The following is a 14,798-nucleotide window of genomic DNA, read 5'->3' as shown; positions in this document are numbered from 1 at the left end:
TCGAAAATAAGGGAATCACATGTTGAAGAAAACCGTATTAGTCCATGCTTTGGCGCTGGCATTTGGGGGAATGGCGCTGACCGTGGGCGTGGTCCAGCCGGCGATGGCGCAGTCGAATGCCGCCGGCACGATCAATGGACGTGTGGAAGGCGCGCCTGGCGCGACCATCGCACTACAGAACACCGAGACCGGCTACCGCCGTACCGCGACCATCGACGCCAACGGACGCTACCAGGTTACGGCGCTGCCGGTCGGCCACTACCGTGTCCAACTGCTCCAGAACGGCACCGTCGCGCGCACCGTCGAAGTCGACGTGCTGCTGGGCCAGGGCGTGGACGCGTCGTTCCTGAATACGCAGACGGTCCAGGTGACCGGCCGCCGCAGCCGCATCGACGTGTCGAACGCGACCAACGGCCAGGTCTTCACCGCGAAAGAACTGTCGAAGCTGCCGGTCGCGCAGAACCTGACCTCGATCGTGCTGCTGGCGCCGAGCACCACCAAGGGCGACTCGGCCTTCGGTAACACCACCTCGATCGGCGGCGGCGGCGCTTCCGAAAACTCCTTCTACCTGAACGGTTTCCCGATCACCAACCCGCTGAGCCAGCTAGGCTCGATGGAACTGCCGTTCGGCGCCATCCAGCAGGCTTCGGTCCTGACCGGCGGCTTCGGCGCCGAATTCGGCCGTTCGATCGGCGGCGTGCTGAACGTCACCTCGAAGAGCGGCACCAACAACTGGGAAGCCGGCGCGACCTACAGCCTGACCCCGGACAGCCTGCGCGCCAAGGCCAAGAACATCTACTACCCGAACACCGGCGACGTGAACAATGCGGAAACCGACGGCAAGATGGACCTGCGCCGCGACAACCGCCAGACCACCAGCCGCCAGTACGGCGCCTATGTCGGCGGTCCGATCATCAAGGACAAGCTGTTCATGTTCGTCGCCGCCGACCAGACGGTCAGCAACGACGCGTATGTCGCTTCGTACACCGTGACCAACCCGGCCACCATCAACCAGCAGGGCTGGAACTCGAACCGCTCGTGGGAAAACCGCTGGCTGGGCAAGCTGGACTGGAACATCACCGACAACCACCGCCTGGAATTCACCAGCGCCGGCGATGACTACAAGACCCGCTACCAGAAGTACGGCTACACGCTGAACCCGAACAACCCGAACGCCGCCGCGGTACTGGACGGCCAGCCGAACAACCAGCTGTACACGTCGGCGCTGGCGCACAACCTGGGCCCGACCGATCCGGCCTACCCGGGCACCCCGGGCGCCAAGGTCAACAGCCTGCGCTACACCGGCAACATCAACGACGACCTCACCGTCACCGCGCTGTACGGCGAGATGAAGACCGAGCGTGGCACCGTGTACGAAGCCCTGGGCGCGAACACCATCGGCGGCACCAACCTGCCGCCGACCATCGGCACCACGCTGCCGCAGAACCAGTGGGGCGCGATCCCGTCGTCGCTGTACCGCAACTACAACGTGTTCCCGGGCTCGCGCAGCAATCCGGGCGACGACACCGTCAAGGCAGGCCGCCTCGACATCGAGTACAAGATCGGCAGCCACACCCTGCGCGCTGGTATCGACCAGTCGAAGCTGAACAGCAGCACCGCCGGCTACGCCACCAGCGGCGGCAGCTCCTGGACCTACCGCTATGTCGGCGACGGCAAGGCCGGCGTGCCGACCCCGCTGTCGGTCAGCCGTCCGGCAATCGTCGCCAACTTCGGCGGTTCCGGCGTCGACGGCTACTATGCCCGCCAGGTCGTGTTCTCGTCGGTGACGGCAGCCTCGTCCAAGCAGTCGGCCCAGTACATCGAAGACCGCTGGCAAGCCACCAAGAACCTGCTGATCACCGCGGGCCTGCGTAACGACTCGTACAGCAACTCCAACGGCGACGGCGAGAAGTTCATCGACATGAAGCACCAGATCGCTCCGCGCCTGTCGGCCGCGTGGGACGTGAACGGCGACGCTTCGCTGAAGGTCTACGGTAGCCTCGGCCGCTACTACCTGCAGCTGCCGACCCAGGTAGCGGCACGCGCGGCCTCGCGTTCGACCTACACCCAGCAGGACTTCACCTATACCGGCATCGATCCGGCCACCGGCGCACCGCTGGGCCTGACCGCGATCAACGTGCCGTACTCGGCCAACGGCGAATACGGCCAGGCGAAGGACGTGCGCTCGGTCATCGACCGCGACCTGAAGCCGAACTACCAGGATGAATTCACCCTGGGCTTCGAGCGCGCATGGAGCCCGAACCTGAACTTCGGTGCACGCTTCACCTACCGCAAGCTGGGCGCCGGTATCGACGACAGCTGCGACTGGCGCCTGCTGTACGACTACGCGCAGAAGAACGGCATCAGTGTCGAGAATCCTGGCGCCCTGGGTTGCCAGATCTTCAACCCGGGCCGCGGCATGACGGTGTACATCAACGCCAACGACGCCGCCGGCAATGTGATCCCTGGCCAGGGCCAGTGGGCGCACTTCAGCGCTGCCGACATGGGTGAGCCGAGCGCGGAGCGCAAGTACGCCGCAATCGACACCTTCCTGGAGCACCCGCTGCGCAACGGCTGGTATGGCCGTATCAACTACACGCTGTCGCGCAGCAAGGGCAACATGGAAGGCCAGACCCGTTCGGATACCGGCCAGACCGACATCGGTACCTCGGCGGCATGGGACTTCCCGGAATTCGCCGTGGGTAGCAACGGCCTGCTGCCGAACGACCGCCTGCACTCGCTGAAGGCATTCGGCTTCTACCAGCTGACCCCGGAACTGACCGTGGGCGGCAACCTGCTGGTCCAGTCGGGCCGCCCGCGCCTGTGCTACGGCACCAACAACGCGGTCGACGCGGGTGAAGACCCGTCGTGGGCACTGGGCTACGAGTACGGCGGCCCGGGCTACGGCTACGAGTACTACTACTGCGGCGGCAAGGCCAGCCCGCGTGGCTCGAAGGGCCGCATGCCGTGGGAGAAGCGCCTGGACCTGAACGTGAGCTACGCACCGAACCTGGTCAAGGGCCTGGCCCTGAAGGTCGACGTGTTCAATGCCCTGAACTCGCAGACCGCGCTGGCCGAGGAATCGCAGTACGACACCGGCGACGAAACCGTGATCAACCCGACCTACCGCGAAGTGCGCTACTACCAGTCGCCGCGTTCGGTCCGCTTCACCGTCGAGTACAACCACAAGTTCTGATGAACTGCCATGCGGTGCTTGCGCCGCATGCGAAAACCGCAGCCTCGGCTGCGGTTTTTTTTCGCCCTCTATCTATTAGATGCCGCCCCAGTGCGACGCCAGCACCGCCAGCGCCGCCAATCCCGCGGTCTCGGTACGCAGCACCCGCGGTCCCATCGACAGCGCCAGCGCCCCGTGCGCCAGCGCCGTCTCTTCTTCCTGTGCGCTGAAGCCGCCTTCCGGCCCGATCATCAGCGTGACCGCGCGCGGCGCCGTGGTGCGCGCCCAGTCCGCCATCGATTGCGTCGCGCGCGGCGACAGCAGGATGCGCACGCTCTCGTCGGGCTGCGCGATCCAGCGCCCGAACTCCTGCAGCGGCGCCAGCCGCGCCAGGCGGTTGCGGCCGCACTGCTCGGACGCCGCCACGATCACGCCTTCCCAGTGCGCCCGGCGTTTGTCGAGACGATCGCCGGACAGCTTCACCACCGAGCGCACCGCCGCCAGCGGCTGGATCGCCGTGACGCCCAGTTCGACCGCCTTCTCGACGATCCAGTCCATTTTGTTACTGCCCTCGGGCAGGCCCTGGGCCAGCGTGATGGAGTAGGGCAGTTCGACGTCGACGGCGTCGAAGGCCACGACTTCCGCGCTGGCCCGCCGCTTGCCGATGTCGAGCAGGCGCGCCGTGGCCTGCCCGCCCTCGCCGTTGAACAGCACGACTTCGTCGCCGGCCTGCTGGCGCACGACGTGCAGGTGGTGGGCCACCGTTTCCGGCAGGTCGACGATGGCTCCGGGAAGGAGCGGCTGGGGGCAGTAAAAACGTGGCATGGATGGCAATGGCGATAAATGGCAGACCGGCATTTTAAGGCGTCGGGCGCCTGCTCTGGTAAAATACCCGGTTAAGACTCGCTTGTGCGTCACGCTTTCCAATCCTCAGACTCACCACATCCATGAAACCTCTGCAAACCACCACCCTGATGGCCAACGCGATCCGCGCGCTGGCGATGGACGCCGTCCAGAAAGCCAACTCCGGCCACCCCGGCATGCCGATGGGCATGGCCGAGATCGCCGTTGCGCTGTGGGATGGCCACTATCGCCACAACCCGGCCAATCCGGGCTGGATGAACCGCGACCGCTTCCTGCTGTCGAACGGCCACGGTTCGATGCTGCACTATGCGCTGCTGCACCTGTCGGGCTACGACCTGTCGATGGACGACCTGCGCAACTTCCGCCAGCTGCACTCGAAGACCCCGGGCCACCCGGAAGTCCACATCACCCCGGGCGTGGAAACCACCACCGGCCCGCTGGGCCAGGGCATCGCCAACTCGGTCGGCATGGCGCTCGCCGAATGGCTGCTGGCGAAGGAATTCAACCGCCCGGGCTTCGACATCGTCGACCACTACACCTACGCCTTCGTCGGCGACGGCTGCCTGATGGAAGGCATATCGCACGAAGTGGCCTCGCTGGCCGGCACCCTGCGCCTGAACAAGCTGGTCTGGCTGTATGACGACAATGGCATCTCGATCGACGGCAAGGTCGAAGGCTGGTTCACCGACGACACCCCGAAGCGTTTCGAAGCCTACGGCTGGAACGTGATCCCGGACGTGGACGGCCACAGCGTCGAAGCCGTGGATGCCGCCATCGCCAGGGCGAAGACTTCGGACCGTCCGACCCTGATCTGCTGCAAGACCATCATCGGCAAGGGTTCGCCGAACCTGCAGGGCGGCGACAAGGTGCACGGCGCCGCGCTGGGCGACAAGGAAGTCGCGGCGGTGCGCGAGCACCTGCTGTGGGACGCGATCCCGTTCGACATCCCGGCGCCGGTCTACGAAGCCTGGGACCAGAAGCAGAAGGGCGCCGAAGTGGAAGGCGCATGGAACAAGCTGTTCGACGGCTACCGCGCGCAGTTCCCGGAACTGGCCGCCGAATTCGAGCGCCGCATGAAGGGCGAGCTGCCGGGCAAGTTCGAAGAGACCCTGGCCGCCGCCATCGCCTCGACCATCGACAAGAAAGAAACCATCGCCACCCGCAAGGCCAGCCAGAACGCGATCCAGGCCCTGGCACCTAGCCTGCCGGAGTTCCTGGGCGGCAGTGCCGACCTGACCGGCTCGAACCTGACCAACTGGAAGGAATCGGTCGCGGTGCGCTCGGGCACCCCGGGTAACCACATCAACTACGGCGTGCGCGAATTCGGCATGGCCGCCATGATGAACGGCATCGCCCTGCACGGCGGCTACATCCCGTTCGGCGCGACCTTCCTCACCTTCTCGGACTACAGCCGCAATGCGCTGCGCATGGCCGCGCTGATGAAGATCCGTTCGCTGTTCGTGTTCACCCACGACTCGATCGGCCTGGGCGAAGACGGCCCGACCCACCAGTCGGTCGAGCACGTGTCCTCGCTGCGCCTGATCCCGAACCTGGACAACTGGCGTCCGTGCGACACCACCGAGTCGATGGTGGCGTGGGGCGCAGCGCTCAAGCGCAAGGACGGCCCGGCGACCCTGATCTTCTCGCGCCAGAACCTGCCGTACATGGAGCGTGACGCGGCCACCGTCGCCAACATCGCCAAAGGCGGCTACATCCTGCGCGACGCCGACCATCCGCGCGCCGTGCTGATCGCCACCGGTTCGGAAGTCGAGCTGGCCGTGAACGCCGCCGCGGCCCTGGCCGGCCAGGGCATCGCAGTGCGCGTGGTCTCGATGCCGTCGACCGACGTGTTCGAGCGCCAGGACGCCGCCTACAAGCAGGCAGTGCTGGGCAAGGGCATCCCGCGCGTCGCGATCGAAGCCGGCGTGACCGACTTCTGGTACAAGTACGTCGGCCTGGAAGGCGCCGTGGTCGGCATCGACACCTTCGGCGAATCGGCCCCGGCGCCGGTGCTGTTCAAGCACTTCGGCTTCACCGTCGAAAACGTCGTTGGCAAGGTCAAGTCGGTCATCTCCGCCTGACGATTGATTCAAGCCGCACGGACTGGAGACGATCCGTGCGGCATGCTTTTCGCGCTATGCTTCGAAGATAAGATTTTTTTCAATCAGGAGTAAACAATGACGATCAAAGTAGCAATCAACGGCTATGGCCGCATCGGCCGCAACGTACTGCGCGCTTTCTACGAAGGCGGCAAGAAGCAGGACATCCAGATCGTGGCGATCAACGATCTCGGCAACGCAGAGCACAACGCCCACCTGACCCGCTACGACACCACCCATGGCAAGTTCCCGGGTACCGTCGTGGTCGAAGGCGACACCATGATCGTCAATGGCGACAAGATCCGCGTGTTCGCGCAGCGTAACCCGGCCGAGATCCCGTGGGGCGAGATGAAAGTGGACGTGGTGCTGGAGTGCACCGGCTTCTTCACCACCAAGGAAAAGGCATCGGCCCACCTGAAGGGCGGCGCCAAGAAGGTCATCATCTCGGCACCGGGCGGCAAGGACGTCGACGCGACCATCGTATTCGGCGTGAACCAGGATGTGCTGAAGTCGAGCGACACCGTGATCTCGAACGCATCCTGCACCACCAACTGCCTGGCCCCGCTGGTCAAGCCGCTGCACGACGCGATCGGCCTGGAAACCGGCCTGATGACCACCGTGCACGCCTACACCAACGACCAGGTGCTGACCGACGTGATGCACGAAGACCTGCGCCGCGCCCGTTCGGCCACCCAGTCGATGATCCCGACCAAGACCGGCGCCGCCGCCGCGGTCGGCCTGGTGCTGCCGGAACTGAACGGCAAGCTGGACGGCTACGCGATCCGCGTCCCGACCATCAACGTCTCGATCGTCGACCTGTCCTTCATCGCCAAGCGCGACACGACTGTCGAAGAAATCAACAAGATCATGAAGGACGCTTCGGAAGGCGCGCTGAAAGGCATCCTGACCTACAACACCGAGCCGCTGGTGTCGGTCGACTTCAACCACAACCCGGCATCGTCGAACTTCGACGCGACCCTGACCAAGGTGTCGGGCCGCCTGGTGAAGGTGTCGTCGTGGTACGACAACGAGTGGGGCTTCAGCAACCGCATGCTGGACACCACCGTGGCGCTGATGAACGCGAAGTAATCCGCACTGCCGCAACAAAAAACGCTCCCTCGGGAGCGTTTTTTTTGGGCCGTGCGGATTACGTAGGGTGGGCTCTCCGAGCCCACGCGTGAAGTCAACAAATCGCATACGTCACGCGTGGACACGGGGGTGCCCACCCTACGGCCAGGGCGTCAGGATCTCGAACCCGTCCTTCGTGACGGCGATCATGTGTTCCCACTGCGCCGACAGGGAATTGTCGGCCGTGACCACGGTCCAGCCGTCGTCGAGCTGTTCGACGTCGGCGTCGCCGGCATTCAGCATCGGCTCGACCGTGAAGGTCATGCCTTCCTTCAGCAGCAGGCCGGTGTTCGGGCGGCCATAGTGCAGCACCTGCGGGTCTTCGTGGTAGACGCGGCCGATGCCGTGGCCGCAGTATTCGCGCACCACCGAGTAGCCGGCCTTCTCGGCCAGGGTCTGGATCGCGTGGCCGACGTCGCCCAGGCGCGCTCCGGGTTTCACCACGCGGATCCCGGCCATCATGGCGTCGAAGGTGGTGTCGACCAGGCCCTTCGCTTCGGCGGACGGCGTGCCGGCGAAGAACATGCGGCTGGTGTCGCCGTGCCAGCCGTCCTTGATCACGGTGACGTCAATGTTGATGATGTCGCCGTCCTTCAGGACTTCCTTCTCGCTCGGGATGCCGTGGCAGACCACGCCGTTCACCGAGGTGCACAGGGTTTTCGGGAAGCCGTGGTAGCCGACGTTGGCCGGGGTCGCCTTCTGCACCTTGCGGATGTATTCGTTGCAGCGCCTGTCGAGCTCCTCGGTGGAGACGCCGGGCGCGACGTGTTCGGAAATCATGTCCAGCACCTCGGCGGCCAGGCGGCCGGCGACGCGCATCTTTGCAATGTCTTTGTCGTTCTTGAGTTTGATGACCATGGTGTATTCGTTTCGCTTTGACCGCCCATGATACCCGGTCGAATGAAAAAATGCCCGCCGGGCGGACCCGGCGGGCATCTGGCAGGCGTCCATCGGAGGCCCCGAAGGGCCTGGCCGATTAGAACGCCTGGTTGTAGCGGACGTAGAAGAAGCGGTCGATCGGCATTTGTGCGTCAACAGCCGACGACGAGGTGATGCCCGAAGCTGCGTAGACGATACGCGGCTTCTTCTCGAAGACGTTGTTGATACCAAACATGATCTGGCCTTTCCACGAGGTCTTGTAGTTCACGTTCATGTCGTGATAGACCATGGCGCCGATACGGTTGTAGCCGTCGCCCCAGCTCTCGGTGAAGCCGGTCGGGTTCGAGCACTCGATACCCGCTTCAGCATCCCAGCACTGGTCCTTGGTCGGGCTGTAGTAACGCACGGTCCAGGTGGCGCCCCAGTTGCCCAGGCTCCAGTCCAGCGACGTGACCGACTTGAACTTGTTGTAGTAGTACTCGCCGGCGTAGTTTGCCCAGTTCGAATCATCCGAAGCCTTCACGGAGAAGGAACGGGTGTACGACGTTTCCGAACGCAGGCCGAAGCGGCCGTACTGGCTGGTCGGGAAGCGGTAGCTCAGCGACAGGTCGGCGCCGTCGGTCTTCAGGCTGCCCAGGTTGGCGTTGCCGTGTGCCAGGTCGGTGATCTCGCCGGCAGCGTTACGCACGATCGAGGTGCAGAACGACGGGATGCCCTGGATGTAGCACTGGTTCGCCACGTAGGTTGCCGACACGCCGGTGATGCGGTTGTCGATCTTCACGCGGTACACGTCCAGCGAAGCCGATGCGCCCGGCAGCCACGACGGGCTGTAGACGAAGCCCAGGGTATCGGTCACCGAAGTTTCCGGGCCCAGGAAGCGGTTGCCCGCGCCGTTCTGGAACGGGTAGGCGCCCTGTGCGCCAGCGGCGGCGATCGGGGTGCCGTTCTGGCCCAGCTGGCGGAAGCCTGCGCCTGCGCCTGCAGCCGCGCAACGTGCCGCCACTTCCGGATTGGTCGCAGCATTGCCGAACTTGGTGTCGCACGGGTCGAGGTAGGTGTCGAACGACTGCGAACCGCCGCCGAAGGTGTCACCCAGTGCCGGCGCACGGAAGCCCTGGCCCCAGTTGCCGCGCACCAGCAGGTCGGTGATCGGACGCCATTCGACGCTCACCTTGCTGTTGTGGGTGCTGCCGAAGTTGCTGTACTTCGAGTAGCGGCTGGCCAGGTCGACGGTCAGCGATTTGACCAGCGGGACGTCTTTCAGCAACGGGATACGCAGTTCGCCGTACGCTTCCTTGACGTTGTAGCGGCCGTAGGTCGGGCTGGCTGCCAGGTCGGTCGAATAACCCGACTGCTCGAACTGGCCCGGGGTGTCGTAGCCGCGCACTTCACGGTGCTCCAGGCCGGCTGCGAAGCCGAGTCCGCCTGCCGGCAGGTTCATGATTTCGCCGCCGATGTTGGCGGTGGCGCTGTTGGTGGTCGAACCGTAGCCGTGCTGGCTGACCGACATCACGTAGTCGAGCGCTGCGTCGGTCGAAGCCGTCGGGCCGCCCAGGATGTCGAACGGTACGCAGCTTGCCAGCGGAATCGGGGCGGTCGGGGTGCCGCACTGGACCTGGCCGGAGGCGTTCAGGAACGACGGGCCCAGGGCCTTCTTCAGGTTCAGCAGGTTCAGGTTGCCGGTGCCGACGATGGTGCCGCTGACCGAGCTGTGGTTGTAGCCCACGTCCCAGTTGAAGGTCTTGCCCAGCGCATTGAATTCACCGGCCAGCTGCGCGTCGATGTGGATCGTGCGGTTTTCGTTGTCGGTGGTGCGCGGACGCTCGATGGTACGACGGTAGAAGAACAGGTCCTGGCCGCCGGTGCCGCCCAGGGCCTGGTTGCCGTACGGATTGTAGTAGTTGTCCTTGTCGATGTAGACCGGGAACTTCGACTGGGTCATCGAGTTCAGCGGATAGCCGGCCACCTGGCTCAGCGACTGGCGCTGCGCGAACATCGCGGTGGTCGTGAAGTGCATGCCGTACGGCAGTTCGACGCTGCCCTTGGTGAACATGCTGTCCAGCTTGGTCGGCATCGCGAACATCATCTGCGAGGTCGAGTTGAACGTGTCTTCGGGGGCGTTCGCGAACTTGTGGTAGCTGCTCTGCAGGTTCGACGGGCTGCCGGTGCCGTCGCCGAAGAAGCCGCCGGTGTGGTTCAGGTACTGGTTGAAGCCGGTCGCGCCGCCGGTCGCGCTGACCTGGCGGATACGGCCCCACGGACCTGCGCCGCCGCTGTAGTGGTCCGGAGCGGGACCATAGCTGAATGCGGTGATGTCGCGGTCACGGGCCCAGACTGCGCCCTGCTCGGTGTGGGTCAGGCCGAAGATGATGGAAGCCTTGTCGGTGCCCGCGCCGTAGCTGATCGAGAAGTCCTTGCTCTTGCCGTCGCCCTTGTGCTGGTTGGCGCCTTCATACAGGCTGATCTGGCCACCTTCCATGTTCTTCTTCAGGATGATGTTGACCACGCCGGCGATTGCGTCCGAACCGTAGATCGCCGAAGCGCCGTCCTTCAGGACTTCCATGCGCTCGATGAAGATCGCCGGGATGGTCGACAGGTCGGTGTAGCCGCCCACGGACTGGGTCCAGCGCTTGCCGTCGACCAGAACCAGCAGGCGGTTCGAGCCGAGGTTGCGCAGGTTGGCGTACTGGCCACCGTTTTCCGGGTTCGACACCAGCGAGCCACCTTTGCTGAAGTCCGGCGAGCTGGCCGACGACAGGTTGTTGATGATGTCGCCAACAGTGACCAGGCCGGTCTTCTGGATCTGCTCCTGGGTCACCACCTGGATCGGTTGTGCCGTTTCCAGGTCGACCTGTCGGATGCGCGAACCGGTCACTTCGACGCGCTGCATCGAAGTGGCCTGCGCTGCCTCTTGTGCGTATGCCGCCTGCACACCGAGGGCAACGCCGCCCAGGCAGATCAAACGGATCGACCGGGATAAGACTTTTTCCATCATGATTGCAAAACTCCTAGGGTTAGGGCGCGGCAGGCTGGGGTACAACCCGGCCGCGGAAACGCTGTCGCTGATGCGACTTGTTTAGGAAAAATGTACTGCGTACATATCTTCCAAGATTGCAATAAAATCATCCGAAATGGATGGCTGTCAACGTTTTCTGAAGAATGTTTATGCATGTTGTTTATGTGCGTAATTACAAACATTCTTTTCGAAAAGTTCGCGTAAATACAATTTCCGTATTGCCTTTGTTAAATTGCTTTTTGAAATTGTTTCCGCCAGGGCGAAAAAGCGGCCTGAGCAGTTTGTCATTGGTGTTTGATTTTGCAAAGAAGACATAAGGAAAAACGACCAGGAAGCGTGTTCTTCTTAGCTTCTTGTTACTTTTTTGCAACGATCGACTGTAGGGAGAGGGACTTGGGCGCCGCAACCGGCGCGGTGCGGGGGCGGAGCAGGGCTATCGAAAAATAAAATGCCCGCCGGGCAAAAAGCCGGGCGGGCATCGCCAGCTGTGCGGGCCGAAGCCCGCACATGGCCGTCCTATCAGAATTGCTGGTTGTAGCGGACGTAGAAGAAGCGGTCGATTGGGCGTTCCGGATCCACCGACGACGACGACGAGTTGCCACCGTAAGCACTGCCGGCGTCATACACGACGATCGGCTTGCGGTTGAACACGTTGTTCGCGCCCACCAGCAGCTTGCCTTTCCACGGCAGCGAGTAACCGATCGACAGGTCGCTGTAGACCATGGCGCCCAGCTTGGTGTAGCCGGTGCCCCAGCTTGCCGGGTCGTTCGCGTTGCTGCACTCCAGGTTGGCGGCTGCGCTCCAGCAGTGCGCTTTCACGCCGCTGTAGTAGCGCGAGGCCAGGGTGGCGCTCCAGTTGCCCAGGCTCCAGTCGATCGCCAGGTTGGACTTGACGCGGTTGATGCCGAACTCGCCGGCGTAGTCCACGAAGTCCGAGGTCGCGCTGCTCTTGATGCGGTAGGAGTCGACATAGGTCGATTCCGAACGCACGTTGAACTGGCCATAGGCCGTGCGCGGCAGGCGGTAGGCGATGGCCAGGTCGAGGCCCTTGGTGCCCAGTTCGCCCAGGTTGGCGTTACCACGGGACAGGCTCGAGATCTGGCCGCTCGAGTCGCGCTTGATCTTGTCGCAGAACGACTGCACGCCGTTGACGTAGCACTGGTTGATCTCGTAGGCCGCCGACACCGCCGTGATGCGGTTCTTCACGCGGATGTCGAAGTAGTCCACCGACATCGACAGGCCGCTCACGAAGGATGGGCTGAAGACGAAGCCGAGGGTCTTGGTGGTGGCGGTTTCCGGCTCGAGCGAGTCGTTGCCGGCGCCGGTGTTGAACGGCACCGGGGTCTGGGCGCCGCCGGCCGGGACCGGGGTGCCGGCCTGGTTGACCTGGCGGAAGTTGGCAGGAACGCCGGCGGCGGTGCAGCGCGCCTTGACGGCCGGGTTCTTCGCCGCTTCGCCGTACAGGCTGTCGCAGGCGTCGAGGTAGGTGTCGAAGGATTGCGAGCCGCCGCCGAAGGTGTCGCCCACGGTCGGCGCGCGGAAGCCCTCGGCGTAGGTGCCGCGGACCAGCAGGTCCTTGATCGGCTTCCACATCAGGCTGGCTTTGCTGTTGGTGGTGTTGCCGAAGTTGCTGTAGTCGGAGTAGCGCGACGCGATGTCGGCGCTCAGGTGATGGACGAAGGGCAGGTCCTTCAGCAGCGGGATGTTGAATTCCAGGTAGGCTTCGCGCACGGTGAACTTGCCGACGGTCGCGTTGCCGGCCAGGTCGGTCGAGTAGCCCGACTGTTCGAACTGGCCCGGACGGTCATAGCCGCTGACGGTACGGTGCTCCAGGCCGGCTGCCATGCCCAGCGTGCCGGCCGGCAGCTTGAACAGTTCGCCGGTGATGTCGGCGGTGGCGCTGTTGATGGTGCTGCCGTAGCTGGCCTGGCCGGTCGACATCACGTACTTCAGCGCGGCGGCGGTGGAGGCCGACGGGCCGCCCAGCACGTCGAACGGCACGCATTCGGCGAGCGCGATCGGGGCGGCCGCGGTGCCGCACTGGACCTGGCCGGAGGCGTTGAGGAACGACGGGCCGAGGGCTTTTTTCAGGCTCAGCAGGTTCAGGTTGCCGGTGGACAGCACGGTGCCGCTGATGGCGCTGTGGTTGTAGCCCACATTCCAGTTCCACGCCATGTTGTGGACAGTGAAATCGCCTTCCAGGGCCGCGTCGATGTGCAGGGTGCGGTTTTCGTTCTCGGTCACGCGCGGCACTTCGATGGTACGGCGGTAGAAGAACAGGTCCTGGCCCTTGCCGGCGCCGGCCACCTGGTTGCCGTAGGGGTTGAAGTAGCTGTCCTTGTCGATGTACACCGGGAACTTGCTCTGCGTGAGGGAGTTCAGCGGGTAGCCGGCGATCTGGCGCGAGGACACGCGGTCCGCGTACATCGCGGTGCTGGTGAAGCGCATGTCGTACGGCAGGGCGATGCTGCCCTTGGTGAAGATGGACGTCAGCCGGGTCGGCGACGTGTACTGCATCTGCGAGCTCGAGTTGAAGGTGTCGGCGTCGGCGCCGGCGTAGGCATGGTAGTTGGCCGGATCGCGCGAGCTCGAACCCGTGCCGTCGCCCATGTAGGAGCCGGTGTGGTTCAGGATGTTATTGAAGCCGGTGGCCGAGCCGGAGGCGCTGACCTGGCGGATGCGGCCCCAGGGGCTGGCGCCGAAGCCGGCGTTGAGGTGGTTCGGGCCATAGGTGGTGGCGGTGATCTCGCGGTCCTTGGCCCAGACTTCGCCCTGGCTGCTGTGGGTCAGGCCGAACATCATGTTGGCCTTGTCGTCGCCGGCGCCGTAGCTGATCGCGTAGTCCTTGGTCTTGCCGTCGCCCTTTTCGTTCTGGCCGGCGTAGACGCTGGCCTGGCCGCCCTGCATGGTCTTCTTCAGGATGATGTTGACCACGCCGGCGATCGCGTCCGAGCCGTAGATCGAGGAAGCGCCGTCCTTCAGCACTTCGATGCGCTCGATCATCGACGACGGGATGGTCGACATGTCGGTGTAGCCGGCCACGGTCGCGGTCCAGCGCTTGCCGTTGACCAGCACCAGCAGGCGGTTCGAACCGAGGTTGCGCATGTTGATGTACTGGCCGCCCTGTTCGCGGTTCGAGGTCAGGGTCGAGCCCTTCGAGAAGGCCGGGGTGCCTGCTGCGGACAGGTTGTTGATGATGTCGCCCACCGTCACCAGGCCGGTCTTCTGGATCTGTTCCTGGGTCATCACCTGGATCGGTTGTGCCGTTTCCAGGTCGACCTGGCGGATGCGCGAGCCGGTGATCTCGACGCGTTGCAGCTGTTCCGCAGTCTGCGCTTGTGCAATGCTGGTCATCGCCTGGATGGCAACTGCCACCGCCATGGCGATCTTCGTACGTTGTTGCATGGATTCTCCGATGAGGACAGAGGTTCGGCAGTTCATGGCCGCCAACCTTCTTTGTTAAACACAAAATTACGCGATCCACATTCGCTTGCTCAGAGGAATGTGTGTACATACGCAGGGCTTATAAAATCATTCAGCTTGCGTAGCGTCAATACAATTGGAGAGAATTTTGCACAAAGGATCTAAAGGTGGAAAAAAAGCAACATGACGCAACGCAACATGTGCCAGGCATGAA

Annotated in this window: 7 protein-coding genes; 3 read left to right on the top strand and 4 right to left on the bottom strand. The window is 63.9% G+C overall.

Features of this window, described 5'->3' with window-relative positions; translation table 11 throughout:
* Positions 1-19: 19 nt before the first annotated feature.
* Positions 20-3,196 carry a TonB-dependent receptor gene (locus AC3A6M_RS05995; protein ID WP_487851819.1) on the top strand — a complete coding sequence of 1,059 codons (3,177 nt, stop codon included), beginning with the start codon at positions 20-22 and terminating at the stop codon, positions 3,194-3,196.
* Between the two features lie 75 nt (positions 3,197-3,271).
* Here the strand turns inward: AC3A6M_RS05995 and AC3A6M_RS05990 are convergent, their stop codons facing one another.
* The gene (locus AC3A6M_RS05990) at positions 3,272-4,000 is read right to left on the bottom strand and encodes a 16S rRNA (uracil(1498)-N(3))-methyltransferase (RefSeq protein ID WP_487851818.1); all 729 of its coding nucleotides are present in this window, start codon (positions 3,998-4,000) and stop codon (positions 3,272-3,274) included.
* 122 nt (positions 4,001-4,122) lie between these two features.
* Here AC3A6M_RS05990 and tkt point away from each other — a divergent pair, with 122 nt between their 5' ends.
* Positions 4,123-6,120: a transketolase gene (tkt, locus tag AC3A6M_RS05985; protein ID WP_487851817.1), complete on the top strand. Its 1,998-nt coding sequence runs from the start codon at positions 4,123-4,125 to the stop codon at positions 6,118-6,120.
* Between the two features lie 96 nt (positions 6,121-6,216).
* The gene (gene gap / locus AC3A6M_RS05980) at positions 6,217-7,227 is read left to right on the top strand and encodes a type I glyceraldehyde-3-phosphate dehydrogenase (RefSeq protein ID WP_487851816.1); all 1,011 of its coding nucleotides are present in this window, start codon (positions 6,217-6,219) and stop codon (positions 7,225-7,227) included.
* A 138-nt stretch (positions 7,228-7,365) separates the two neighbouring features.
* Here the strand turns inward: gap and map are convergent, their stop codons facing one another.
* The 3 genes from map to AC3A6M_RS05965 form a co-directional block, all read right to left on the bottom strand.
* Positions 7,366-8,124, bottom strand: coding sequence for a type I methionyl aminopeptidase (gene map, locus AC3A6M_RS05975; protein WP_487851815.1), 759 nt, complete (start codon positions 8,122-8,124; stop codon positions 7,366-7,368).
* A 118-nt stretch (positions 8,125-8,242) separates the two neighbouring features.
* Positions 8,243-11,035 carry a TonB-dependent receptor plug domain-containing protein gene (locus AC3A6M_RS05970; protein WP_487851814.1) on the bottom strand — a complete coding sequence of 931 codons (2,793 nt, stop codon included), beginning with the start codon at positions 11,033-11,035 and terminating at the stop codon, positions 8,243-8,245.
* Between the two features lie 645 nt (positions 11,036-11,680).
* Complete coding sequence (locus tag AC3A6M_RS05965) at positions 11,681-14,566, bottom strand: TonB-dependent receptor domain-containing protein (RefSeq protein WP_487851813.1); 2,886 nt, start codon at positions 14,564-14,566, stop codon at positions 11,681-11,683.
* Positions 14,567-14,798 lie beyond the last annotated feature (232 nt).

The sequence above is a fragment of the Telluria sp. Soil_C_11 genome, from assembly GCF_057657395.1.
The sequence above is the reverse complement of the archived record's forward strand: the minus strand, read 5'-3'. Positions and strand labels throughout refer to the sequence as shown.

Bases quoted from the DNA above. Each gene is read 5' to 3' on its own strand.
- AC3A6M_RS05990 (WP_487851818.1), bottom strand. From the start codon at position 4,000: ATGCCACGTTTTTACTGCCCCCAGCCGCTCCTTCCCGGAGCCATCGTC.
- tkt (WP_487851817.1), top strand. From the start codon at position 4,123: ATGAAACCTCTGCAAACCACCACCCTGATGGCCAACGCGATCCGCGCG.
- gap (WP_487851816.1), top strand. From the start codon at position 6,217: ATGACGATCAAAGTAGCAATCAACGGCTATGGCCGCATCGGCCGCAAC.
- map (WP_487851815.1), bottom strand. From the start codon at position 8,124: ATGGTCATCAAACTCAAGAACGACAAAGACATTGCAAAGATGCGCGTC.
- AC3A6M_RS05970 (WP_487851814.1), bottom strand. From the start codon at position 11,035: ATGCAGCGCGTCGAAGTGACCGGTTCGCGCATCCGACAGGTCGACCTG.
- AC3A6M_RS05965 (WP_487851813.1), bottom strand. From the start codon at position 14,566: ATGCAACAACGTACGAAGATCGCCATGGCGGTGGCAGTTGCCATCCAG.
- AC3A6M_RS05995 (WP_487851819.1), top strand. From the start codon at position 20: ATGTTGAAGAAAACCGTATTAGTCCATGCTTTGGCGCTGGCATTTGGG.